Annotated in this window: 26 protein-coding genes, 1 tRNA gene and 1 pseudogene; 7 read left to right on the top strand and 21 right to left on the bottom strand. The window is 59.0% G+C overall.

All coding sequences use genetic code 11. From position 1 onward, the window contains the following. Window positions 1-312: 312 nt before the first annotated feature. Window positions 313-648: a hypothetical protein gene (locus tag A6723_RS14860; RefSeq protein ID WP_054909955.1), complete on the bottom strand. Its 336-nt coding sequence runs from the start codon at window positions 646-648 to the stop codon at window positions 313-315. A 118-nt stretch (window positions 649-766) separates the two neighbouring features. On the opposite strand from A6723_RS14860, the gene A6723_RS14855 reads away from it, so the two are divergent. The 4 genes from A6723_RS14855 to xerC all read left to right on the top strand — a co-directional run bounded on the left by A6723_RS14855 (window position 767) and on the right by xerC (window position 5,320). Beyond that, window positions 767-1,048 (top strand): type II toxin-antitoxin system ParD family antitoxin, encoded by a 282-nt coding sequence (locus tag A6723_RS14855; RefSeq protein WP_054909954.1) that lies wholly within the window; start codon window positions 767-769, stop codon window positions 1,046-1,048. Further along, complete coding sequence (locus A6723_RS14850; RefSeq protein ID WP_054909953.1) at window positions 1,045-1,410, top strand: type II toxin-antitoxin system RelE/ParE family toxin; 366 nt, start codon at window positions 1,045-1,047, stop codon at window positions 1,408-1,410. Before A6723_RS14855 ends, A6723_RS14850 begins: the two co-directional genes overlap by 4 nt. Before the next feature lie 746 nt (window positions 1,411-2,156). Further along, on the top strand, window positions 2,157-4,058 hold the full coding sequence (gene mobH, locus A6723_RS14845) for a MobH family relaxase (RefSeq protein ID WP_170859275.1): 1,902 nt from the start codon (window positions 2,157-2,159) through the stop codon (window positions 4,056-4,058). Further along, window positions 4,055-5,320: a tyrosine recombinase XerC gene (gene xerC, locus A6723_RS14840; protein WP_054909951.1), complete on the top strand. Its 1,266-nt coding sequence runs from the start codon at window positions 4,055-4,057 to the stop codon at window positions 5,318-5,320. The genes mobH and xerC overlap by 4 nt, the downstream gene beginning before the upstream one ends. 345 nt (window positions 5,321-5,665) lie before the next feature. Here xerC and A6723_RS14835 read toward each other — a convergent pair. The 16 genes from A6723_RS14835 to A6723_RS14760 form a co-directional block, all read right to left on the bottom strand. Next, window positions 5,666-5,741: transfer RNA gene (locus A6723_RS14835), tRNA-Lys, on the bottom strand. A gap of 59 nt (window positions 5,742-5,800) precedes the next feature. Then, the gene (gene queC / locus A6723_RS14830) at window positions 5,801-6,493 is read right to left on the bottom strand and encodes a 7-cyano-7-deazaguanine synthase QueC (RefSeq protein ID WP_054910998.1); all 693 of its coding nucleotides are present in this window, start codon (window positions 6,491-6,493) and stop codon (window positions 5,801-5,803) included. 20 nt (window positions 6,494-6,513) lie between these two features. Beyond that, a complete protein-coding gene (queE, locus tag A6723_RS14825; protein ID WP_054910999.1) occupies window positions 6,514-7,161 on the bottom strand; it encodes a 7-carboxy-7-deazaguanine synthase QueE in 648 nt (215 codons plus the stop codon). 197 nt (window positions 7,162-7,358) lie between these two features. Beyond that, entirely contained in the window at window positions 7,359-8,213 is an 855-nt protein-coding gene (gene ybgF, locus A6723_RS14820; RefSeq protein WP_054911000.1) for a tol-pal system protein YbgF, read from the bottom strand. 6 nt (window positions 8,214-8,219) lie between these two features. Next, a complete protein-coding gene (pal, locus tag A6723_RS14815; RefSeq protein ID WP_017522099.1) occupies window positions 8,220-8,726 on the bottom strand; it encodes a peptidoglycan-associated lipoprotein Pal in 507 nt (168 codons plus the stop codon). Between the two features lie 52 nt (window positions 8,727-8,778). Further along, a complete protein-coding gene (gene tolB, locus A6723_RS14810) occupies window positions 8,779-10,077 on the bottom strand; it encodes a Tol-Pal system beta propeller repeat protein TolB (protein WP_054911001.1) in 1,299 nt (432 codons plus the stop codon). Beyond that, window positions 10,074-11,129, bottom strand: coding sequence for a cell envelope integrity protein TolA (tolA, locus tag A6723_RS14805; RefSeq protein WP_139092984.1), 1,056 nt, complete (start codon window positions 11,127-11,129; stop codon window positions 10,074-10,076). Before tolA ends, tolB begins: the two co-directional genes overlap by 4 nt. Further along, entirely contained in the window at window positions 11,126-11,590 is a 465-nt protein-coding gene (gene tolR / locus A6723_RS14800; RefSeq protein ID WP_024763368.1) for a protein TolR, read from the bottom strand. Before tolR ends, tolA begins: the two co-directional genes overlap by 4 nt. A gap of 23 nt (window positions 11,591-11,613) precedes the next feature. Further along, the gene (gene tolQ / locus A6723_RS14795) at window positions 11,614-12,309 is read right to left on the bottom strand and encodes a protein TolQ (RefSeq protein ID WP_024763367.1); all 696 of its coding nucleotides are present in this window, start codon (window positions 12,307-12,309) and stop codon (window positions 11,614-11,616) included. A 1-nt stretch (window position 12,310) separates the two neighbouring features. Beyond that, entirely contained in the window at window positions 12,311-12,757 is a 447-nt protein-coding gene (gene ybgC / locus A6723_RS14790) for a tol-pal system-associated acyl-CoA thioesterase (protein ID WP_015478279.1), read from the bottom strand. Window positions 12,758-12,809: 52 nt separating this feature from the next. After that, the gene (ruvB, locus tag A6723_RS14785; protein ID WP_054911003.1) at window positions 12,810-13,868 is read right to left on the bottom strand and encodes a Holliday junction branch migration DNA helicase RuvB; all 1,059 of its coding nucleotides are present in this window, start codon (window positions 13,866-13,868) and stop codon (window positions 12,810-12,812) included. Between the two features lie 10 nt (window positions 13,869-13,878). After that, the gene (gene ruvA / locus A6723_RS14780; RefSeq protein WP_054911004.1) at window positions 13,879-14,484 is read right to left on the bottom strand and encodes a Holliday junction branch migration protein RuvA; all 606 of its coding nucleotides are present in this window, start codon (window positions 14,482-14,484) and stop codon (window positions 13,879-13,881) included. Between the two features lie 34 nt (window positions 14,485-14,518). Then, a complete protein-coding gene (ruvC, locus tag A6723_RS14775; protein ID WP_024763365.1) occupies window positions 14,519-15,043 on the bottom strand; it encodes a crossover junction endodeoxyribonuclease RuvC in 525 nt (174 codons plus the stop codon). Window positions 15,044-15,159: 116 nt separating this feature from the next. Further along, complete coding sequence (locus A6723_RS14770) at window positions 15,160-15,906, bottom strand: YebC/PmpR family DNA-binding transcriptional regulator (protein WP_024763364.1); 747 nt, start codon at window positions 15,904-15,906, stop codon at window positions 15,160-15,162. A gap of 73 nt (window positions 15,907-15,979) precedes the next feature. Further along, the gene (gene aspS, locus A6723_RS14765; RefSeq protein ID WP_139092983.1) at window positions 15,980-17,758 is read right to left on the bottom strand and encodes an aspartate--tRNA ligase; all 1,779 of its coding nucleotides are present in this window, start codon (window positions 17,756-17,758) and stop codon (window positions 15,980-15,982) included. A 43-nt stretch (window positions 17,759-17,801) separates the two neighbouring features. Next, window positions 17,802-18,071, bottom strand: a complete 270-nt coding sequence (locus A6723_RS14760) for an FmdB family zinc ribbon protein (RefSeq protein ID WP_017522110.1) — start codon at window positions 18,069-18,071, stop codon at window positions 17,802-17,804. 240 nt (window positions 18,072-18,311) lie between these two features. Here A6723_RS14760 and A6723_RS14755 point away from each other — a divergent pair, with 240 nt between their 5' ends. From A6723_RS14755 to A6723_RS32425, 3 genes and pseudogenes are all read left to right on the top strand, one after another. Continuing rightward, window positions 18,312-18,782: a Dps family protein gene (locus A6723_RS14755; protein WP_054911005.1), complete on the top strand. Its 471-nt coding sequence runs from the start codon at window positions 18,312-18,314 to the stop codon at window positions 18,780-18,782. Between the two features lie 217 nt (window positions 18,783-18,999). Further along, a pseudogene (locus tag A6723_RS32565) lies at window positions 19,000-19,311 on the top strand (cold shock domain-containing protein membrane protein); the annotation flags it as partial. A gap of 45 nt (window positions 19,312-19,356) precedes the next feature. Next, window positions 19,357-19,596 (top strand): cold-shock protein, encoded by a 240-nt coding sequence (locus A6723_RS32425; RefSeq protein ID WP_192430913.1) that lies wholly within the window; start codon window positions 19,357-19,359, stop codon window positions 19,594-19,596. Between the two features lie 216 nt (window positions 19,597-19,812). Here A6723_RS32425 and A6723_RS14745 read toward each other — a convergent pair whose 3' ends face one another. The 4 genes from A6723_RS14745 to A6723_RS32420 form a co-directional block, all read right to left on the bottom strand. Next, entirely contained in the window at window positions 19,813-20,205 is a 393-nt protein-coding gene (locus A6723_RS14745) for a hypothetical protein (protein WP_256235881.1), read from the bottom strand. 237 nt (window positions 20,206-20,442) lie between these two features. Then, window positions 20,443-20,685 carry a hypothetical protein gene (locus A6723_RS31280; RefSeq protein ID WP_054911008.1) on the bottom strand — a complete coding sequence of 81 codons (243 nt, stop codon included), beginning with the start codon at window positions 20,683-20,685 and terminating at the stop codon, window positions 20,443-20,445. A gap of 270 nt (window positions 20,686-20,955) precedes the next feature. After that, window positions 20,956-21,645, bottom strand: coding sequence for a transposase (locus A6723_RS14740; protein WP_054911009.1), 690 nt, complete (start codon window positions 21,643-21,645; stop codon window positions 20,956-20,958). Between the two features lie 330 nt (window positions 21,646-21,975). After that, window positions 21,976-22,329, bottom strand: coding sequence for a hypothetical protein (locus A6723_RS32420; protein WP_256233653.1), 354 nt, complete (start codon window positions 22,327-22,329; stop codon window positions 21,976-21,978). Window position 22,330 lies beyond the last annotated feature (1 nt).

The following is a 22,330-nucleotide window of genomic DNA, read 5'->3' as shown; positions in this document are numbered from 1 at the left end:
CCTCTTAAAAGGCTAGAAGTGGTGTCCACTTAAATAGGTGGACACCATCGCCTTTGGCGGTGGGGTCAGAAAGGTGTGTTTGCTGGCCGGTTACTCTTGAATTTCGTGATGGGTTCAATGTTCATCATACTGCCTGTATTTTGGATGGCAGCATTAGGATGGGCTGGAATTAAAGCGTCCGAAGCTGTGAAGGGGCTTTCCGATGGCACCAAAGATGTGAAGGGTGCTGGTGCGAAAGCAGGATCACGAATTGAGGGGGCTATTTAAACGAAAATAAAAGAGAACTGGCTTCGAGATAGACTTAGAGGCCAGTTACTCATCATCACTACCAAATGGGTGGCAATTGCCGTAAATATCGTAGTACCCATACCCTTGGGGACCATAACGCCACCCTAATCCAGCTTGGCGAGGCAAGAGGCCGCCATCGCCTTTGACAAGGGCGAACACTGCAAGCCCGAGGCAGCCGACAGTAAGAAGGGAACCGAGAAGCCAGCTGAAAGCCTTGACTAGAACCAGCAGCAGGGCCGCCCCAAGGAACGCCCTCTTTACCCAGCGAAGAACGACGTTGCGATCGTGCATGAAGAAACGCAGAGCGCGTCCAGCACCGAAGCCAAGGCGGCTAGCAAATCCTTTGGTCACTGCAGTCATGGTCGTTCTCCTCGCCCTCGGGAAGGCACCGTGATATCAGATATACGCCGAATTTTGCATTTTCGCAAGCGTCATGGCATAAAACGCCATACCCATCTTTTCATTCCCGGAGACAACCATGGCCACGCACAACGTCGTCCTGCCACAGCCCATGGAGAAATCCATCGATGACCTCGTGAGCGAAGGTCGGTACCAGAATTTCAGCGAAGTCGTTCGCGCCGGCTTACGTCTGCTCCTCGAGCGCGAGGCAGAAGAGTCAGCCAAGCTCGTTGCTCTCCGCAATGCAACATCGAGCGGCATCATGCAGCTCGAGACTGGTCAGTACGTCGAGATAGATTCGGAAGCACAACTTGAGGATTACCTCGAAAGGTTGGGCCAGTTGGCGGGCCGCAAGCAGTGAGCGTTGCCAAATTCCGTCTGTCCCTCGATGCAGAGGCTGACCTCATCGATATCCTGCGCTTCACCCAAGTGAGGTTTGGTGAGGGCGCGCGCCGTCGTTACCAGGGGCTGCTAAGGGCGGCCTTCGTGTCAGTTGCAGTAGAGCCCGAAAGGATCGGGAGTCTAGATCGCGAACAACTGGCAGCAGGCCTGCGCAGCTTGCACCTACTCTATTGCCGCTCCGAGTCGCAGAGCGGCCGCGTAGATAGGCCACGGCATGTCGTCTTCTATAGGCTCGGCAACGACCAGGTCGTCGAGATCGTCCGTATTCTCCACGATGCCATGGAGGTTGAAAGGCACCTGCAGCAGGTTCCCGCAAGCTAAATGGCCCAAAGGGGAAATGGGTTGGAATGGATAATGGAATGGTTCAGAAGGGTAAAAGCCCTACCCGAAAGGGCGCCCTTCGTGCGGGAAGGGCGCCCTGAAACCTAATCGTGGAACCGAGCACTCTCTTCATATTGCTCTTCAGAAAGCCAGCTAAGCAACTTGAAATATTTGGGACGGCTCTCTGCACTAAAAGGTAGAACCGGCCCAGCACTCAGAAGTACTTCCGCCGCCTGAGACGCCTCCATTCCAGCTGTGAGAGGAACTCTTGACTCACAGTACAATACCTTCCCAGACTCTTGCGCAATATCCATAAGATCCTGAACCTCACTGAATCTAGGATATCTAGCCGCTGTCAAGAACTCACCATCGAACACAAAGAAAATTGACTTAACAATTGGAAGCGAATATTCAGCGACAGCCGCAACAAGTGGAAGATTTATGTCGCTTTCAGATGAGGGGTCGGTTTCGACCGTAGCGAAAAGAACAACTCTATTGCAGCTCTTATCTCTAATTACATCACATAAAGTCCGAAGATTTTCAGAGGTACTAGCAATGGAATAACGGCAACTCAACATACCTCACCTCCAACATAGAGCAGAAAACGCCACACGCTTGGCGCCAAACATCAAGCATGATGTCATTGTGCCCAGAAATCTACCAGTCACGGGTTTACAGTTTCACATTGATGGCACACCGCCATTTCGCGGAAAAGCTCGCTCCATGCACACGCCCTGGAGCCCCACATGTCCCTCCTCGCCTGGTTCAGCCGGAAGCCAAACACCGCTGAGCCACCTTCAGAAGCCTCTCCGCAAGGCTTCCACTTACCCGCGCGCGCCTCTGACCTCTTGAGCCTGCCTCGCCGGCAGCAGCTCCTGGAGAACATCTGGCGCCGCGCTTCGCTGTCACGTCAGCAGTACGACGCCCTCTACCGACAACCGCTCGAGCGCTTCGCCGAGCTGGTCCAGCTGCTCCCTGCCTCGGAGAACCATCACCACGCCCATCTGGGAGGCCTACTGGATCACGGCCTGGAGATCGTCGCATACGCCCTCAAGATCAGGCAGACCTACCTCCTCCCGATCGGGGCTCCGCCGGAATCGCAGTCAGCTCAAGCAGAAGCCTGGTCTGCAGCAGCGGCCTACGGTGCATTGATCCACGACCTCGGGAAGATCGCCGTCGACGTGGTCGTCGAACTGCAGGGCGGCGGGACATGGCACCCGTGGCACGGCCCGATCACCAAGCCCTACCGTTTCCGCTATGTGAAAGGTCGTGAGTACCAACTGCACGGAGCTGCCTCAGCGCTCATCTACGCACAGATCCTCGACAAGGGCATCCTGGACTGGCTCAGCGGATTTCCGGAACTTTGGAAGCCACTGATCTACCTGCTCGCAGGCCAGTATGAGAATGCCGGCATCCTGGGAGAGATCGTCGTGAAGGCTGACTCAGCCTCCGTCGCCCAGGAACTTGGCGGCAATCCCGACCGCGCGCTGGCAGCGCCCAAACAGTCACTTCAGCGGCAACTGGCTGAAGGACTGCGCTACCTGGTGCGTGAGAAATTCAAGCTGAACCACCCTGATGGCCCTGCCGATGGCTGGCTGGCCCAGGATGCGTTGTGGCTCGTCAGCAAACCAGCGGCTGATCAGCTTCGAGCTTATCTTCTGTCCCAGGGCATCGAGGGCATCCCCAGTTCGAATGCCCCGTTCTTCAACATGCTCCAGGACCAGGCTGTCATTCAGACAAACTCCCAGGACAAGGCCATCTGGAAGGCTACCGTCGACAACGGGCGTGGCTGGAAGAACACCTTCACGATGCTGAAGATCGCGCCCGCCTTGATCTGGCCAGACGCAAAAGAACGGCCAGAGCCCTACGTGGGAAGCCTCGCCCTTGAACACGAGGACAGCAGCTCCGCTACCGCGGAGGAAACTACCTGCAGGATCCCAGACGAACCTGTCCAGCCTACTGCCGAAGGCGATGAAACTGGCGAGCAATCCCCTACGCCGGCACCCCGTAGAAAAACGGTACAGCCGGCTCCCAACGATGCGTCAAATATCCGTCCATCCGAAGTGGACGAATTATTGTCACTATTTGGTAATATCACCACGCCATCAGAAGAGCTAGACAATAGCCCCGGCCAAACGGCCGCTCCTACCACGCCAACGGATGACCAGGAGCAGGCTCAAGACTCTTCCGAGATCCCAGTTGGGTCTCCTGCACCAGAAGATATGACCGCGATGCCTACCAGTAGCCATTCACTGGGAGAGGGATTCGTTGCCTGGCTGAAAGCAGGGATCGCTTCCCACCGAATCATCATCAACGATGCCAAGGCCCTTGTTCACACGGCTGACGGCACTGCAATGCTCGTCACGCCAGGTATTTTCAAGCGATACGTGCTTGAGCACCCAGATCTGGAAAAACAGGCCACAGCGCAAGGAGTGAAATCCTGGCAGTTGGTCCAACGAGCATTTGAGAAAGAAAAGCTGCACCGCAAGACCGCGAAAAGCCTGAACATCTGGACCTTCGATGTAGTCGGCCCACGCAAGTCCAAGCAACTGCGCGGTTACCTGCTCCGGGACCCGCATGCAGTGTTCAATGAGGTCCCGTTCGACAACCCGAGCCTGGCCCTTCAAGCGGAGGGGGCCACGCAATGAAGCCTATCGAGCTGGTCGAGGAATACATCCACGATCACGACCTACGAGACGCGAGCGCGAAGATCTACAAGGCAGCCATGAAGGCGTTGGAAAGATTCTTCGGTCCTGAGATAGACGTCACTGGCATCGAGCGTCGGCAGATTCTGGCTTGGCGCAATAAAGTCATCGATGGCGGCCTATCCAAGCGCAGTTGGAACACATACTCCAACCATCTGCGCACCATATGGGGATATGCGATCGAACACGGCATATTGCCGGAGGCAATGGTCAATCCGTTCAAGAAAACGACTGTCGTGGCACCGAAGCGTCCCAGCAAGATCGTCGCCGGCGAGGCGATTCACCGAGCCCGACGCTGGCTCATGTCTCTTGCGGATGAAGAGCTCTGCACTGGAGAGCGCAGCCGAATCACGCCGGCTTGGTTCTGGCTAGCCACCTTCGAGATGTTCTACTACACCGGGATCCGCCTGAACGCCCTCCTCTGCCTACGCCTGCAGGACATAGATTGGGGCAACCAGTTGATCTTGGTGCGAGGCGAAACCGAGAAAACGCATCGCGAATTCCGAGTCCCGATTGTCGAAGGCCTGGCGCCCCACATTCGCCGACTGGTGCTCGAGGCCGAGCGCCTTGGCTTCACGCCGAAGGATCAGCTGTTCAACGTCAACCGATTCTCCCCGCATTACAAACGCGCTGAGATGAACTCCGACCAGGTCGAAGCGATGTACAAAAAGCTGATCGACAAGCTCGGTGTCAGGATGACGCCTCACCGATTCAGGCACACGCTGGCCACCGACCTGATGAAGCAGCCAGAAAGGAACATTCACCTTACGAAAAGCCTGCTGAACCACTCCAACATCGCCACGACGATGAGCTACATCGAGGCCGACTACGACCACATGCGAGAGGTTCTACACGAGCGAAGCCTGCACCAAGGCGCTCTTCAACTGGTTCGTCACGCCGACGAAACAGGCGCACCGACCGCAAGCAAGCACCAGGTGCGAGAGCTGTCTTTGATGGAGCAGCTCCGAATTGAACAGGGCGATCAAGACCGCAGAGCACCGATGGACCCGGCGACACAAGAGTTGGCGTCAGCGCTACTGCAGTTGCAGTTCGACCGGGCCGGCACGGAACCATCCTTACCACCCGAGGACCTGTTCGCACCCAGCTTGCTCTTCACCATCCTGTCGAGTGCTGCACCAACGCCCTATTCTCGAGCTGGTTCAGGAGGAGGCTCTACGAGATTCGCGGCAAGAGCCTCGCCATAGCGCAACGAACCGACGAATGGCAAAGCGCCATCACCGGTATCCAATCGCGACATCCTCAAAGGAAAATCTGACGCAGCTCCTGGTGCTTGAATTCTGGCGCCAGGCCTCTGGCTGCGCGGATTTCACCCAGCTAGACCGCCTGCGGCATTGTCGCACCGGCGGCGCTGCCTTACGTCCAAATAGCTGATTTCACTGGCCCAGAAACGAAAAAGCCCGCCTTGGAAGGCGGGCTATTTCATATTGACATCACAAGGGAGCGAGCCTAAGGTTCGCTCCAGACGGCTGCAAGACTAGAAATCTGGCTGGCAAGCCCCCCTTCCTAGTACCGCACACCCGCTGTGAAAATGGTGGGTCGTGTAGGATTCGAACCTACGACCAATTGGTTAAAAGCCAACTGCTCTACCGACTGAGCTAACGACCCGACGTGGTGCGTATAATACTGATTTCTAACGTAAAAACAACACCCCGAGAAAACTTTTTTCAGAAATATCGCGTAGGGTCGGAAATTCCAGCGGCGGAAAAGCCCTCGGAGCGCAGTCGGCAGCTGTCACATTTGCGGCAAGCACGCCCCTCATCATCAGCCTGATAGCAGGAAACGGTGAGGCCGTAATCGACGCCCCGAGCGACGCCTGCCTCGATGATCTGCGCCTTGGAAAGGAACTGCAGCGGCGCCTGGATACGAAAGCCGTCGCCCTCCACTCCTGCCTTGGTCGCCAGGTTCGCCATACGCTCGAAGGCCTCGACGAACTCCGGGCGACAATCCGGGTAGCCGGAATAATCCACGGCGTTCACGCCGATGAAAATGTCCCGTGCGCCCAGCACTTCCGCCCAACCCAGCGCCAGAGAAAGGAACACGGTATTGCGCGCCGGCACATAGGTCACCGGAATGCCTTCACTGGGGGCTTGGGGAACATCGATGCTGCTGTCGGTCAGCGCGGAGCCGCCGATACCATTCAGGTCGAGGCCGATCACCTTGTGCTCGACCACACCCAATTGGTGGGCGACGCGCTCGGCTGCCTGCAACTCGGCGCGGTGACGCTGGCCGTAGTCGAAGCTCATGCTGTAGCAGGCGTAGCCCTCGGCCTTGGCCATGGCAACCACCGTCGCGGAATCCAGGCCACCGGAGAGCAGGATTACGGCTTTCTTGTCGTTCGTAGCGTTCTTGTCGGACATAAACAGGGGCTCCTCCGCGCTCAGTGGCCCGGCTCATCGTTCCAGAGAATCTTGTGCAATTGCAGCTGCAGGCGGACCGGCAGGTTGTCGCTGACGATCCAGTCGGCCAGCGCGCGCGCGTCCACCTGGCGGTGGCTGGGCGAGAACAGAACCTCGCCGGCGCGCTCCTCCAGGCGGTACTCGATCAGCTTGGACACCGCCCAGTCATAGTCCTCGCGGGAACAGATGACGAACTTGACCTGATCGTTGAGCGTCAACTCGCCGATGTTCTCGTAACGATTGCGCGCCACTTCGCCAGAGCCGGGGGTCTTCAGGTCGAGGATACGGCTGACGCGGCGGTCGGTGGCCGAGATGTCCAGCGCGCCGCTGGTTTCCAGCGATACTTCGTAGCCGGCATGGCACAGCCGTTCGAGCAGCGGGATACAGTTGGGCTGCGCCAGCGGCTCGCCGCCAGTCACACAGACGTAGCGCGGGCGATACCGGGCAACCTGGTCGAGGATGGCGTCGAGGCTCTGGATTTCGCCGCCACTGAAGGCATAGGCGGTATCGCAGTAGTTGCAGCGCAGGGGGCAGCCAGTCAGGCGTACGAACACGGTCGGCAAGCCGGCGGTGCGCGTTTCCCCCTGCAACGAGTAGAAAATCTCGGTAATGCGCAGGGTCTGTTGCATATCAGCCACGGGCGTGACGGCTATACAGGCCATCCGCCTCCGTTGCGTTGGAGTCGTGGGCGCACTGGAGAGGCGCCCGGCAATCCCGGAACACAGCAGACATCAGCGCAGCTGAAACCACTGGCTTTTCCGGGGGCGGGAATTCTAACGAAAAAACCCGCGACGGGCGCGGGTTTTCAGACTGCGAGATAGGAAGCCTACTTCAGGTTCTTCAGATCACGCTGGGACAGCTGGGCAGCGGAAGTGCCCGGATACTGCGCGACCACCTGCTGCAGGATACCGCGAGCCTTGTCATTGTTACCCAGGCGGCGCTCGACATCGGCGAGCTTGTACAGCGAGTCCGGCACCTTGGCGCTGCTCGGGTAGGCTTGGCTGACGCGGGCGAAAGCCTGGCCGGCGCCCTGCAGGTCGCCTTTCGCGAGGTTCACTTCACCCAGCCAATATTGCGCGTTACCCGCGTACTGGCTGTTCGGGTATTTGCGCAGGAAGGCACCAAAGGCCTGGCTGGCCTTGTCGAAGTCCTTGGCCTTGATCAAGTCGAAGGCAGCGTCGTAGTAGAGCTTCTCTTTTGCCGGGTCACCCGGCTCGCTGCTGGCGGCGGGCTGCTGTTGCTGGGCGGCGGCAACACCTGCTCCGGCGGCAGCTCCGGCGGCAGCTCCGGCACTGGCGCCGGCAGCGGGGGAATTCTGTTGAACAGCAGCACCGGCCGCTCCTGCACCTGCACCGCTGGAAAGGCGGCTGTCGATGTCCTGGAAGCGCTCCTGGTTCTCCTGCTTCATTTGCTGGATCTGGTTCTGCTGCTCTTCGAGCATGCCGCGCAGGCGGGACATTTCGTCCTGCATCTGCTGCAGCTGCATGAACAGCTGAGCCTGACCGGAGACGGGAGTTGTCATCCCGCCTCCGGCGTAGGCGCCATCAGCGCCTGCGGTGCCATAACCCGAGGGCGGCGTGCTGGCATAGCCACCATTGCCGTCCTGTACCGGAACCGCGGCTGCCGCCATGAGGGGCAGTCCGCATGCGATCAAGGTCAGAAAACGCAGGCGCATCGGCATCACGTCTTACTTCTTCAGCTCAACGCGACGGTTCTGGGCCCAGGACTGCTCGTCGTGGCCAGTGGCAACCGGACGCTCTTTGCCGTAGGAAACCAGTTCCAGCTGAGCCGGGGAAACGCCCTGCAGTACCAGGTAGCGCTGAACGGCCTTGGCACGACGCTCGCCCAGAGCCATGTTGTACTCGCGGGTGCCGCGCTCGTCAGTGTGACCTTCCAGGACTACGCGCTGGCCGGAACCTTTCAGGTCCTTGGCGTGTACGTCCAGGGCACGCATGGCTTCCGGCTTCAGGTCGGAGCTGTCGTACTCGAAGTAGAAGGTGGTGATAGCGCGCAGAGCGGCTTCGTCGCTCAGGGAGCCGTCAACGGCACCGCTGTTGGCGCCGTAGCCAGCGTTCGGGTCAACGCCGCCATTGGCGCCTTCACCAGTTGCATCGCCTTTCTTGGACGAGCAACCAACGGCTACGGCCATGGCGAGGGCGATAACGGCAAATTTGCCGAATTTCAGCATTTCCATCATGTAACTCCTAATGAACCCCAGTGTATAAGTTTGAAACAGTTGGCAACCGTCAGTTCAGGTAAGGGGACCAGGAAGGCTCGCGCACGTCGCCTTGAGCGGTGGGTAGCGGTAACCGAACACGTCCGTTGATGCTCACGAGCATCAACACGCCCCGGTCCTGCTGGCGGGTGGCGTATATTAGCATCGTGCCATTTGGCGCAACAGTGGGCGAATCGTCCAGATTGGTGTTGGAAAGTACCCGGAGATTACCGCGCTGAAGGTCCTGCGCTGCGATCTGGAAGTTGGTGAAACCGTCCTGGCGGTGAACCATCACCAGGGTCTTCTCATCCGCCGAGAGTTTCGGGTTGGCGTTGTAGTTGCCGATGAAGGTCACGCGGTCGGTAGCGCCCGAGTTCACGTTCATCTTGTAGATCTGCGGTTTGCCGCCACGGTCCGAGGTGAAGTACAGGGTCGAGCCGTCCGCACCCCAGAAGGGTTCGGTGTCGATCGCCGAGTTGTTGGTCAGGCGACGCAGCTGGCGGCTGCCCAGGTCCATCACGTAGATCTCCGGGTTGCCGTCGCGCGACAGCACGAAGGCCAGGCGGTTGCCGTCCGGCGAGAAGGCCGGGGCGCCGTTGAGGCCTTCGAAGTTGGAGATCTGCTCGCGGCGGCCAGTGTCGACGTACTGCATGAAGATGCGCGGACGCTTCTGCTCGAAGGACACGTAGGCGATACGGCGACCATCGGGCGAGAAGCGCGGCGAAAGGATCGGCTCGCGCGATTGCAGCAGGGTCACCGGGCGAGCGCCGTCATAGTCGGAGCGCTGCAGGGTGTAGCGGGTGTTGTCCACCGAGAAGCGCTCGGCAGTCACGTAGAGCAGCCGGGTGGAGAACGCACCCTTGATGCCGGTGAGCTTCTCGAACGACTGGTCGGCGATGTAGTGCGACATGTCGCGCAGCTGGTCGGTAGTGCCGCCAACGCTGCCGGTCAGGACCTGCTGCTGGGTCGCCACGTTGAGCAGGGCGTACTGGATCTGCAGGCGGCCACCGTTGGGCACGATGCTGCCGACCAGCACGTACTGCGCGCCGAGGGCCTGCCAGTCACGGTAGATCACTTCGCTGGCCTGGGCCGGCTGGCTGATCATGTTCTGGCGCGGGATCGGCTCGAAGTAACCGGAATTGCGCAGGTCGTTGCCGATGATGTTCGACATGTCTTCGGGCAGCACATTGCCGCCCTGCCAGCCGAACGGAACCACGGCGATCGGGACAGCCGAGTCACGACCGCTGGAGATCACCAGCGGGTCGGCGGCCTGCGCTGCGCCTGCCACCAGGGCCAGGGCGAAGAGCGCGAAGCGAATCAGGGTACTCACAGATCTAAATCCTCCGGTTTGAAGACCATTCGGCGCTGACGATACAGGCTATCGAAAGTGGCGCGATCCAGATTTTGCAGTTCGGGAATACGGCCAACGTTTTTGACCGCCGCCACCGCCGAATCGTCGAACGGCTTGTCACCACTGGAGCGAGTCACACTCACATTGGTAATGGCACCGCTCGGCAGCATCTGAATCAGCACTTCTACGCTCATTCCGTTACGAGCTGAAGGAGGACGGCTCCACTGCTGGCTCACCAGGCTGACGATCAGATCGTCAAAGTTGCCCGCCACCTCATTACCTTGCTCGTCGGCCAGGGCCTGCTGCCGCTGCGTGTCATCCGACAGCAGTTCGGCCAGAGCCTGGGCCTTCTTGTCTTCCGTCGCCTTGCGAGCTGCGGCAGCGGCTGCGGCAGCAGCCTTCTTCTTCGCAGCCTCGACCGCGGCAGCCTTCTTCTTGGCTTCATCCGCGGCGGCTTTTTTCTTCGCGTCCTCGGCGGCCTTCTTCTTGGCCTCCTCGGCAGCTTTCTTCTTCGCCTCGTCAGCGGCCTCTTTCTTGGCCTCCTCCTCGGCTTTCTTCTTGGCTATATCCGCCTGCTGTTTCTGCTCGGCAGCCTTGGCTTCAGCCGCTTTCTTCGCGGCGGCGGCAGCATCGGCAACCTTCTTGGCGTCGTCGGCCTTCTTGGCATCGGCGGCCTTCTGAGCTGCATCTGCAGCCTTTTGAGCCGCGTCGGCCTTCTTTTGTTCCTCGGCTTTCGCAGCAGCCAATGCCTGCTGCTCAGCCTTCTTCTGCTCGAGCTGCTCCTGCTCGTATTGCTTGGCCGAGGTTTTCTTCGCCTCGCCGGCAATCTTCTGGTTGGTCTGCTGGGTCGCCTGGCTCTTGGACTTCAGCTGGTACAGCGTAGCCTGGACGATCGGCCGCGAAGGCGGCAGTTCAGGCGTACTGGCCCAGCTGACGAACAACATGGCAAAAATCAGCACATGCAGGGCCACGGCCAGGACCGTTGGCCAGAAGTAGCCTTCCGATTGAGAGCGCTCGAGCTGGTGCATCAACTACCTGGTGCCTCGGTAATCAGACCGACGTTGCCGACTCCGGCTTTCTGCAGACCGCCCATGACGGCCATGACCGAGCCATAGTCGACTGCCTTGTCCCCACGGACGAAGACCTGGACTTTCTTACCCTGGCGGCTGTTCTCGGCCATGATGCCGGTGGCAGCGTTGACCAACTGATCGAGGTCCACGGCAGTCTGGCTGCCCTTGCCCTGATCCGGGTCCACTTCCGAGCCCATGTTCCAGTAGTAGGTCTTGTCGGCCTTGATGGAGATGGTGAGCACGCGGGAATCGTTATCCTGCGGCAGCGCTTCGCTGGAAACCTTGGGCAAGTCGACCTTGACCCCCTGGTTGAGCATGGGCGCGGTCACCATGAAAATGACCAGCAGTACCAACATCACGTCGATGTAGGGCACCACGTTCATTTCCGCGACCGGCTTGCGCTTGTGACGAACTCTTGCCATGACGGCTTACCTCTTGGTCGTCTTCAATCGTCGCTGGTGTGCACTTTGCGGTGCAGGATGGCCTGGAACTCGTCGGCAAAGGTGTAGTAGCGGCCGATGAGCATTTCCGAGCGAGCGGCGAAACGGTTGTAGGCGATGACCGCGGGGATGGCCGCGAACAGGCCAATGGCGGTGGCGATGAGCGCTTCGGCGATACCCGGCGCCACGGTGGCGAGGGTGGCCTGCTGCACGGTGGCCAGGCCACGGAAGGAGTTCATGATGCCCCACACGGTGCCGAACAGACCGATGTACGGGCTGGTGGAACCGACGGTAGCAAGGAACGGCAGGCTGGTTTCCAGCTTCTCTTCCTCACGGGAAATAGCGACGCGCATGGCGCGGGAAACGCCTTCCATCACTGCATCCGGGTCAACGCCGGCCTGCTGGCGCAGACGGGAGAATTCCTTGAAGCCGGCACGGAAGATCTGCTCGACCCCCGAATCCGGATCGGGGTTGCTGCCCGCCTGACGATAGAGCTTGGACAGGTCGATGCCCGACCAGAAGCGCTCTTCGAAAGTATCCAGGGCCTTCTTCGCCGAGCGCATCATGTTGCTGCGCTGGAAAATCATGATCCAGGAAGTGACCGATGCGGCCACCAGGGTCAGCATCACCAGCTGTACCACGACGCTGGCGTTACTGATCAAGCTCCACATGGAAGTATGGTCGACGACGTTCGGTTCCACGTTAATCTCCTGCTGAAAGGGTGTCCGGACTGCCGGCAAATGCCGCACGCAACACATCTGGGATAGCGCGGGGTTTCAGGGTGTCCGCCCGCACGCACGCCACCAGGAATCGCCCCTCGCAGAGCAAGGTCGAATCCGACGCCCGTCGAACCTGTTGACGAAACTTCAGGCTCGCACGGTTCAACTCCTCCACTTCGGCGCTGACGAGCAGCTCGTCGTCCAGACGGGCAGGCGCGTGATAGCGCGCCTCGGCCGAATGAACGACGAAAAGCAGGTTCTCCCCCGCCAGCTGCGACTGGGCAAAGCCCAGATCACGCAGCCGCTCGGTACGAGCCCGCTCCATGAACTTGAGGTAGTTGACGTAGTAGACGATGCCGCCGGCATCGGTGTCCTCGTAATAGACCCGATACCGCTGCTGGAACGGCTGACCCCCGTGTTGCGCGCGCATACTCTAAAACCAAGTCCTGGCTTTGCCAATCGGCAATCGCCTACAAATGCAATTAATTACCATCTTCAGGGGCGAACAGATCCGGCGTCGCCCCCTCCCCCATCCGCTTCGGCACATTCAGGCCGAAATGCAGGTACGCATGCCGGGTCACTACACGGCCGCGCGGTGTGCGCATGATATAGCCTTGCTGGATCAGATAGGGCTCCAGCACATCTTCAATCGTGTGTCTTTCTTCACTGATGGCTGCTGCCAGGTTGTCGACACCCACCGGCCCACCGTCGAACTTGTCGATCATGGTCAGCAACAGGCGGCGATCCTGGTGATCGAAGCCCCTTTCGTCCACGTCCAGCAGGTTCAGCGCCTTGTCGGCGATGTCGCGGCTGATGTGCCCGGTGCCACGCACCTCGGCGAAATCCCGCACACGGCGCAGCAATCGGTTGGCGATCCGCGGCGTGCCGCGCGCCCGACGGGCAATTTCGTAGGCCCCGGCAATTTCGATCTCCAGCCCCAGGATGCCCGCAGAGCGGGCGACGATGGTGGTCAGATCATCCACGCCGTAGAACTCAAGACGCTGCACGATACCGAAGCGGTCACGCAGCGGATTGGTCAGCATGCCGGCGCGAGTCGTCGCGCCGACCAGGGTGAAGGGCGGCAGGTCGAGCTTGATCGAGCGCGCGGCCGGGCCCTCGCCGATCATGATGTCCAGCTGGAAGTCTTCCATGGCCGGGTACAGCACTTCCTCGACGATGGGCGACAGGCGATGGATCTCGTCCACGAACAGCACGTCGTTGGGCTCGAGGTTGGTCAGGATCGCCGCCAGGTCGCCAGGGCGTTCCAGCACCGGGCCGGAGGTGCTCTTGATCGAAACCCCCATCTCCTGGGCGATGATGTTCGCCAGGGTGGTCTTGCCCAGGCCGGGCGGGCCGAAGATCAGCGTGTGATCCAGCGCTTCCTGACGCCCGCGGGCCGCCTGGATGAACAGCTCCATCTGCTCGCGCACCACAGGCTGACCGACATAGTCCGCCAGCTTGAGCGGGCGGATGGCGCGGTCGAACTGCTCTTCGCGGTCGCGACTGGAGGCTGAGGAAATCAGGCGATCGGCTTCGATCATCAATATCTACCTAGACCATGCCCTTGAGGGAACGGCGGATGAGTTCTTCGCTGGACAAGCCTTCCTCCTGCACGGCGGCCACGGCGCGGCTCGCCTCCTGAGGTTTGAAACCCAGGGCGATCAGCGCACTGACCGCATCGGACTCGGCGCTTGAGACTGCGGCAACCCGCATGGGTTCCACCACCAGCGGCGCGATGGAAGGAATATTCTCCCACGCCTTGAAGCGATCCTTCAGCTCCACCAGCAGGCGCTCGGCAGTTTTCTTGCCGACGCCCGGAATCTTCACCAGGATCGAAGTATCCTGCGCCTGCACGCAGCGCACCAGTTCATCGACCTCCAGCCCCGACATCAGCGCCAGCGCCAGCTTCGGCCCCACGCCGTTGAGGCGGATCAGCTCGCGGAACAACTCGCGCTCGCGCTTCTCGGCGAAGCCGTAGAGCAGGTGGGCATCCTCGCGCACCACCAGATGGGTGTGCAGGGTCACCGGCTCGCCCAGGCTCGGCAGGCGGTACAGGGTGGTCATCGGCACTTCCAGCTCGTAGCCCACGCCGTTCACATCGACGATCAGGTGCGGCGGCTGCTTTTCCGCCAGGGTGCCACGCAGGCGTCCAATCACGGGTGTTTGTCCTTGCTCAAAGTTTTTCCGGATATCACAGGCGCAGACGTCCGCCGCGACGGCGGGCGCCCATCAGACCATGCGGCACCAGGCTTTGCCGGGTGTGCGCGTGGCACAGGGCGATGGCCAGGGCGTCGGAGGCGTCGATCTGCGGCTTCTGCACCAGTTTGAGCAGGTGCATGACCATCATCTGCACCTGCTGCTTGTCCGCACCACCGGTGCCGGCAATCGCCTGCTTGACCTGGCTGGCGGTGTACTCGGCGATCTGCAATCCCTCTTCCGCCGCCGCGACTATGGCCGCGCCGCGCGCCTGCCCCAGCTTCAGCGCCGAATCGGCGTTACGCGCCATGAACACCTGCTCGATGCCCATCATGGTCGGTTGGTAGGTCTGGATGACCTCGCGCACACCACGGAAGACGATCTGCAGGCGCTCGAATAGCTCGCCATTGCCGGTACGGATGCAGCCCGAGGCCACGTATTCACAACCACGGCCGGTGTCGCGCACCACGCCGAAGCCGGTAATCCGTGAACCTGGGTCGATGCCGAGAATCAGGGTCATGTCCGTTCGATCACACCTAGTCTGCAACGCGCATTTCAGATAACAAAAACCGGAAGCGGGAGGCGCCGCTGACGACCACTCCCGCTTCCGGCTTCAGCACATCGCCGGTGGTGGGATCAGCCCAACTGGGCCATTACCTCGTCCGGGATGTCCGCATTCGAGTAGACGTTCTGCACGTCGTCCAGGTCTTCCAGCATGTCGATCAGCTTGAGGACCTTCTGCGCGGTGTCCAGGTCCAGGGTCGCCACGGTCGACGGGATCATGGTGATCTCCGCGTCCTCGCCCTTGAAGCCCGCTTCGGTCAGTGCTTCGTTGACCGAGATGAAATCGGCGAAGGTGGTGAAGACGTCGATGGAACCGTCGTCGTTGACCACTACATCGTCGGCGCCGGCTTCCAGCGCGGCATCCATCAGGGCCTCTTCGTTCACGCCCGGCGCATAGCTGATCTGCCCCTTGCGCTCGAACATGTAGGCCACCGAACCATCGGTACCCAGGTTGCCGCCACACTTGCTGAAGGCATGGCGCACTTCGGCCGCGGTGCGGTTGCGATTGTCGGTCATGGCCTCGACGATGATCGCCACGCCGCTGGGCGCGTAACCTTCGTAGGTCAGCTCAGCCATGTTGTCCGCTTCGCTGGAACCCACGCCGCGCTGGATGGCACGGTCGATGGTGTCGCGGGTCATGTTGGCAGTCAGCGCCTTGTCCACAGCCAGGCGCAGGCGCGGATTGTCCGCCGGCACCCCGCCGCCCTGCTTGGCAGCAACGGTCAGCTCACGAATGAGCTTGGTGAAGATCTTGCCCTTCTTGGCGTCCTGACGTTCCTTGCGGTGCTTGATGTTGGCCCATTTGGAATGACCAGCCATAACTCACTCCGTATCGCTTGTTTGCTTCGCACGCGGCGCCCGGTTTGCGGGCGCCACTGCAATCCGAATCGACTTACTCGGCGGCCTTCTGCTGCTCGCGCAGGCGGATGTTCAGCTCACGCAGAGCCTTGGCATCCACAGTGCCCGGAGCCTGGGTCATGACGTCGCCGGCGCTCTGGGTTTTCGGGAAGGCGATGACTTCGCGGATCGAGGCCGCGCCGGTCATCAGCATCACCAGACGGTCCAGGCCGAAGGCCAGGCCACCGTGCGGCGGTGCGCCGTACTTCAGGGCGTCCAGCAGGAAGCCGAACTTCTCTTCCTGCTCCGCATCGTCGATGCCCAGCACGCGGAAGACCGCCTGCTGCATGGCCTTGTCGTGGATACGGATGGAACCACCGCCCAGCTCGGTGCCGTTGAGCACCATGTCGTAGGCACGGGACAGCTTGCCGGCCGGGTTGGCCTCCAGCTCTTCCGGGGTGCACTTGGGCGCGGTGAACGGGTGGTGCAGCGAGGTCAGGCTGCCGTCGTCGTTCTCTTCGAACATCGGGAAGTCCACGACCCACATCGGCGCCCACTCCTTGGTGAGCAGGTTGAGGTCATGGCCGACCTTGATGCGCAGCGCACCCAGGGCGTCGCAGACGATCTTGGCCTTGTCCGCGCCGAAGAACACGATGTCGCCATCGACCGCACCGACGCGATCGAGGATCTCGTTCAGGTTCGGCTCGGCGATGTTCTTCACGATCGGCGACTGCAGGCCTTCCACGCCCTTGGCGCGCTCGTTGACCTTGATGTAGGCCAGGCCCTTGGCGCCGTAGATGCCGACGAACTTGGTGTAGTCGTCGATCTGCTTGCGCGGCATGCTCGCACCGCCCGGAACACGCAGGGCGGCAACGCGGCCCTTCGGATCATTGGCCGGGCCGGAGAAGACCTTGAACTCGACATCCTTCAACTGATCGGCGACGTCGACCAGTTCCAGCGGGATACGCAGGTCAGGCTTGTCCGAACCGTAGCGGCGCATGGCCTCTTCGAAGGGCATGTGCGGGAATTCGTCGAACTCGACGTTCAGTACTTCCTTGAACAGCTGGCGCACCATCTTCTCGGTGATCTCGATGATGTCGCTTTCTTCGAGGAAGCTGGTCTCGATGTCGATCTGGGTGAATTCCGGCTGGCGGTCGGCACGCAGGTCTTCATCGCGGAAGCACTTGGCGATCTGGTAGTAACGGTCGAAGCCGGCCACCATCAGCAGTTGCTTGAACAGCTGGGGCGACTGCGGCAGGGCGAAGAAGTGGCCCGGGTAGGTGCGGCTCGGCACCAGGTAGTCACGCGCACCTTCCGGCGTCGGGCGACCGAGGATCGGGGTTTCCACGTCGAGGAAACCGTTGTCGTCCAAGTAGCGGCGGATGCTGCTGGTGATGCGCGCGCGCAGCTTCAGCTTGGCGGCCATTTCCGGGCGACGCAGGTCGATGAAGCGGTAGCGCAGGCGGGTTTCCTCGCCCACGTCGGAGTATTCGTCCAGCGGGAACGGCGGGGTTTCAGCCTGGTTCAGCACTTCGAGTTCGTGACCCAGCACTTCGATGGCGCCCGAAGCCATGTTCGAGTTGCGCGCGCCTTCGGGGCGCAGGCGCACCTTGCCGGTAATCTTCACCACGTACTCGCTGCGCACGCGGTCGGCCTTGGCGAAGGTCTCGACGCGATCCGGGTCGAACACCACCTGGGCCAGACCTTCACGATCACGCACGTCGAGGAAGATCACCCCGCCGTGGTCGCGGCGACGGTGTACCCAACCGCAAAGAGTGACTACCTGGCCGTCCAGGCTCTCGTTCAACTGGCCGCAATAGTGGCTGCGCATCATGGTGTGTTTCGCTTCTCGAAAGTCTTGAATTCTAGGGAACCGCTCATTCGCTGGCGGAGCAGGCGCCGGCACCGCAACCGGTGGCCGGACAGGCCGCTGGGGCATCGCCGGAGGCCAGGTTCTTCTTCGCTCCGGTCTTGAAGTCGGTCTCGTACCAACCGCTGCCGCCCAGGCGGAAGCCCGGAGCCGACAACATCTTCTTCAATTCGGGAGCCTTGCAGGCTGGACAATCGACCAACGGCGCATCGCTGATCTTCTGCAGCGATTCCAGCTGATGCGCGCAGGACTGGCACTGGTACTCGTAAATCGGCATGGAACACCTTGGCTGTGTAACGCCACGGGTCCGCGTCCCGCGGCAAAGAGGCCGATTATAGCCTGAAAAATCCGCAGGTTGCAGCCGGGCTCCGGTGGCGGAAAAGCCTGCCGGGCGCACAGCCTTTTAATAGAAAACCTCAATCGATTGCCTTGATATAGACCAAGAGCTTCGCACCTGCCCCGGTGATAGCCTCGAATCCAGCGTTTTAAATCATTCATGCACGATGAGGAGATCGCCATGGACATCGATATCGGAATCGCCAAAGAAGATCGCGCCGCCATCGCCGACGGCCTGTCCCGCCTGCTGGCCGACACCTACACCCTGTACCTGAAGACCCACAACTTCCACTGGAACGTCACCGGGCCAATGTTCAACACCCTGCACCTGATGTTCGAGGGGCAGTACACCGAACTGGCGCTGGCCGTGGACAGCATCGCCGAACGCATCCGCGCCCTCGGCTTCCCGGCGCCCGGCACCTACGCCGCCTACATCCGCCTGTCCTCGATCAAGGAAGAAGAAGGCGTACCGGATGCCCAGGAAATGATCCGCCTGCTGGTTCAGGGCCAGGAAGCCGTGGTGCGCACCGCCCGCAGCATCTTCCCGCTGGCCGACAAGGTGGCGGATGAGCCCACCGCCGACCTGTTGACCCAGCGCATGCAGGTACACGAAAAGACTGCCTGGATGCTGCGCAGCCTGCTCGCCGAATAACCCCTTCCTTCTATAAGCAGCCGGCCGGAAAGCCGGCTGCCTCCCCCTACGAATGGCCTAAGCGGTTGATTTGAGAAGGCAACTGGATTGCGGTTAAATACCCGCCGTGCGTTTCTCGCATAGGCCGCCCGGCACGCTTTCATTTTTCCTTTCTGGCGTCGCACCCGGGGCTGGCTGCTTCTTTATTTCGTTACCCGCTCAAGGTGAATCCGTAGCCATGTTGAAGATCGTCCATCTCGTGACGGGCGTCGCCGCACTCTTGCTGTCCTTGATCCCGAGTCTGCGTAGTGATGCCCTGCCCTACCTGCAACAGAGCGATGCCATCTACCTGGCACTGCTCGGTCTGACCAGCCTCCTGCTCGCCCCGAGCAGCAACCTGAAACACCCCTCCGCCCTGCAGAGCCTCGCCACCGCCCTGGTCGTGCTGGCCGTGGTCCTGCAGATCCTGATCCTGCTCGCCCCACTGCCCTTCATCGGCGATCAACCGGCCATCGTGCTGCCGCTGCTGAGCCTGGCCGCCGCCGTCGTCCTGCAGTGGATCGCCAGCCTCAATAAACCGAGCGCCAGCGTTGCCATCGAAACCTTCGCCGGCGTCGACCGCGAAACCGGCACCGTGAAGTGGTTCAACACCTCCAAGGGCTTCGGCTTCATCTCCCGCGACTCGGGCGAGGATATCTTCGTCCACTTCCGCGCCATCCGCGGCGAAGGCCACCGCATCCTGATCGAAGGTCAGCGCGTGGAGTTCTCCGTCGTTCAGCGCGACAAGGGATTGCAGGCGGAAGATGTGATTGCTGCGCTGCCTAATCGGCGCTGAGCGTTACAGCCATGAAAAAGCCCGCCGATTGGCGGGCTTTTTTCATTTCTGAACAAAAAATGAGGCGATTTTGTTTTTCGGACTCCAACCCGACTCAACGGACCGCTTTTTAACATAGAAGTAAATTTACCACTTCGCCCCGCCAATTTCCGACATCCCCTACCCATCCATTCCCACGAGCCGAAAATTAATTGCACACAAAAACAAAAAGAGCAGCTAAAGCCAGTCTATCCAATCAGATGAGCCCACTCCCCTTTTACCCTTAACAAATTCCTCATACTGGGCTTTATAAGTCTCAAAATTATCCCCCTCCAAGTCTATACAGACAAATCCCTGCCCCCGCTCCTCTACTAGCAAACTGACAGGAGAAATTTTTACTGGAAAATCACCTGTTAAAACACCCGAGAGCTTCGACTTATGAAAGATAAAACTTTTCCCACCAGCTAAAGGTAAAACTTTCTCTATGATCGAAAAAATTATTTCCGGTCTTGATATTTCGATCTTCTCTCCCGACTCATAATCCTCCGAGAACTCATCCGGAATGAGGAATAGCTTGTAATCAATAATCACCAACCACCCTTCCAACTCAACAAGATCGCCAACATCCATCATCACCTCCCAATCACAATAGCATTTACACCTGTTGACATTGCGCTCTCCAACAATCCTTGTTGAACCCCCCTCAGCCCAACATATGGATCACGAGAAAAAAGCGAGAAAAAAGGGGACAGATTTATTTTCTTCACTCCAATCCTGACCCGCCAGATCGTTTAGAGTAGAAAAATAAATCTGTCCCCTTTTCCTAGTCGTCCCCTTTTCCTAGTCCCCTTTTCCTATGCCAAGGAGTTACCCGTAGCTGCTAATGGAATCCTTCGCCAAATTCAAAGCTTCTAAAAATCCAAGAAAAGGGATTTTTAGAATTGCATCATTTAAATCTGCAAAAATCTCCAATTCCAAATTACTCCTACCTTTATCCTGATTTATCTGAGCCACAGGCTCACCCTTGTACTGAACTTCAACTGTCAACTTGTCGTAGCGTTTATCACTAAACCCTACGACCTCGAAATCCGGATTACCCTCAACTTTCATAGCTGCACCTTTGGTTTAGGGTCCAAGAATCCAGACAATGTGCCGTCACTATCATAGCGCAGCCCCTTCCCATCCGGAGCTCTAACTGTTAACCCGCCACGCCCCAGGAAAAGGAAGAAAAAGAGGAAGAAAAAGGACAAGAAAAAGAGCAAAAAGAGAGCAAAAAGGGAGCAAAAAGGGAGCAAAAAGGGAGCAAAAAGGGAGCAAAAAGGGAGCAAAAAGGAGCAAAAAGGAGCAAAAAGGAGCAAAAAGGGGACAGATTTATTTTACCTACTCTAATTTAGATGGTCTCCCTTGACCACGCCGCTCAACCCGAATGCCGGAAATTCTCTCTACCTCATCAACAAAGCGAGAATTACCAGTCAACTGGCCCCTCTGCAGCGCATCGCGAATGAGTTGATTTTCGTCATCACTACCAAGCTGCCCAAGAAAAGCACGATACTGGGCATGGCGCTCATCTTCAGACTCGGCAAGCGCTTCATAGCATGGATCGCTATCGATCCACATGCAGGAGTCCCCAACGTGCTGGGTATAGCTGGACCATGGATATTCAGCAGCGCGCCGAACCAACTTGGCGCGCACAGGGTTCAGTTCTATATAGCGACTGCATGCCAACAAATACGCGTCCGACTGGACCAGGCTGGACTTGAAGCGACTTTCCCATAACGTTCCGCTACGGTGCTCTAAGCGATTTCTGTAGCGCGTCATCCGTGCGGAGAGCGTTTTCATCAACTGACTCAAACCGGTAACTGACTCATCCGGAGCAAGGAGCAGATGCACATGGTTGGTCATCAGGCAGTACGCATAAACCTTAACGCCAAATGCATCCTTCAACTCCCGTAGGTCAGCGAGATAGCGCTCGTAGTCCTCGCTCTCAACGAACACCACCTGTCGGTTATGGCCCCGTTGAACGACATGGTGTGGGTAGTTAGGCAATATGACACGACCAACCCTAGGCATCGCTCTCTCCATGCGTATTGGGTTTTGGAGAAAGGCTGCCACCTCTAAAGGTACCTAGTCACCTTCACATCAGCCGAGATTAGAGTAGGAAAAATAAATCTGTCCCCTTTTCCCGTCCCTTTTCCCAGTCCCTTTTCCCAAAATAAATCTGTCCCCTTTTCGGCCCCAAGCCAACAACGAGGAACACAGGAAATTGGGAGGTTTGCGGCGGAACAGTCAGCCGAAAAACTGACAGGCGGGAGGTAACGGAGGAGCATTTCGACGGCTCACCCACGAAAAACCACCCCGCCAACTGGCGGGGAAATCAGTTTGGACACTTGGACGGGACACTTAACCTTTATATACAAACTCCCTCCAACTTAACAATGCTTTCTTAAACTCTTCGATCGGCATTATAGAAAAACAAGTCTCGTCATAAAGTGAATATATTTTTGCCACACCTTTTTTCAATTCAACCCCCCAACTATCTCGACTCCATTCGGAGATATCAACTTCTTCTCCACATACCAAGTCAACTCTCGAAATCCCTTCATCGATCCAGTTCAAGGTGCTTTTCTGCCTTTGCCCCCCACTATCAGTTAGTAAGCAAGCCAGCATATCCACACCTTCACGACTCAATATATCGGACCTACAACTTGGCTCACGGCCGCCATCATCATCAATCCAAAAGAAAGTAATCTTCATA

Source organism: Pseudomonas sp. AU11447, assembly GCF_001672555.2.
GTDB classification, from domain to species: domain Bacteria; phylum Pseudomonadota; class Gammaproteobacteria; order Pseudomonadales; family Pseudomonadaceae; genus Pseudomonas; species Pseudomonas nitroreducens.
This window is presented reverse-complemented; position numbering and strand designations above follow the sequence as displayed.

What these genes read in the sequence shown, in the direction of transcription:
- A6723_RS14860 (WP_054909955.1), bottom strand. Translation starts at nt 648, where the DNA reads ATGACTGCAGTGACCAAAGGATTTGCTAGCCGCCTTGGCTTCGGTGCT.
- A6723_RS14855 (WP_054909954.1), top strand. Translation starts at nt 767, where the DNA reads ATGGCCACGCACAACGTCGTCCTGCCACAGCCCATGGAGAAATCCATC.
- mobH (WP_170859275.1), top strand. Translation starts at nt 2,157, where the DNA reads ATGTCCCTCCTCGCCTGGTTCAGCCGGAAGCCAAACACCGCTGAGCCA.
- xerC (WP_054909951.1), top strand. Translation starts at nt 4,055, where the DNA reads ATGAAGCCTATCGAGCTGGTCGAGGAATACATCCACGATCACGACCTA.
- queC (WP_054910998.1), bottom strand. Translation starts at nt 6,493, where the DNA reads ATGTCCGACAAGAACGCTACGAACGACAAGAAAGCCGTAATCCTGCTC.
- queE (WP_054910999.1), bottom strand. Translation starts at nt 7,161, where the DNA reads ATGCAACAGACCCTGCGCATTACCGAGATTTTCTACTCGTTGCAGGGG.
- ybgF (WP_054911000.1), bottom strand. Translation starts at nt 8,213, where the DNA reads ATGCCGATGCGCCTGCGTTTTCTGACCTTGATCGCATGCGGACTGCCC.
- pal (WP_017522099.1), bottom strand. Translation starts at nt 8,726, where the DNA reads ATGGAAATGCTGAAATTCGGCAAATTTGCCGTTATCGCCCTCGCCATG.
- tolR (WP_024763368.1), bottom strand. Translation starts at nt 11,590, where the DNA reads ATGGCAAGAGTTCGTCACAAGCGCAAGCCGGTCGCGGAAATGAACGTG.
- ybgC (WP_015478279.1), bottom strand. Translation starts at nt 12,757, where the DNA reads ATGCGCGCGCAACACGGGGGTCAGCCGTTCCAGCAGCGGTATCGGGTC.
- ruvB (WP_054911003.1), bottom strand. Translation starts at nt 13,868, where the DNA reads ATGATCGAAGCCGATCGCCTGATTTCCTCAGCCTCCAGTCGCGACCGC.
- ruvC (WP_024763365.1), bottom strand. Translation starts at nt 15,043, where the DNA reads ATGACCCTGATTCTCGGCATCGACCCAGGTTCACGGATTACCGGCTTC.
- A6723_RS14770 (WP_024763364.1), bottom strand. Translation starts at nt 15,906, where the DNA reads ATGGCTGGTCATTCCAAATGGGCCAACATCAAGCACCGCAAGGAACGT.
- aspS (WP_139092983.1), bottom strand. Translation starts at nt 17,758, where the DNA reads ATGATGCGCAGCCACTATTGCGGCCAGTTGAACGAGAGCCTGGACGGC.
- A6723_RS14760 (WP_017522110.1), bottom strand. Translation starts at nt 18,071, where the DNA reads ATGCCGATTTACGAGTACCAGTGCCAGTCCTGCGCGCATCAGCTGGAA.
- A6723_RS14755 (WP_054911005.1), top strand. Translation starts at nt 18,312, where the DNA reads ATGGACATCGATATCGGAATCGCCAAAGAAGATCGCGCCGCCATCGCC.
- A6723_RS14745 (WP_256235881.1), bottom strand. Translation starts at nt 20,205, where the DNA reads ATGGATGTTGGCGATCTTGTTGAGTTGGAAGGGTGGTTGGTGATTATT.
- A6723_RS31280 (WP_054911008.1), bottom strand. Translation starts at nt 20,685, where the DNA reads ATGAAAGTTGAGGGTAATCCGGATTTCGAGGTCGTAGGGTTTAGTGAT.
- A6723_RS14740 (WP_054911009.1), bottom strand. Translation starts at nt 21,645, where the DNA reads ATGCCTAGGGTTGGTCGTGTCATATTGCCTAACTACCCACACCATGTC.
- A6723_RS32420 (WP_256233653.1), bottom strand. Translation starts at nt 22,329, where the DNA reads ATGAAGATTACTTTCTTTTGGATTGATGATGATGGCGGCCGTGAGCCA.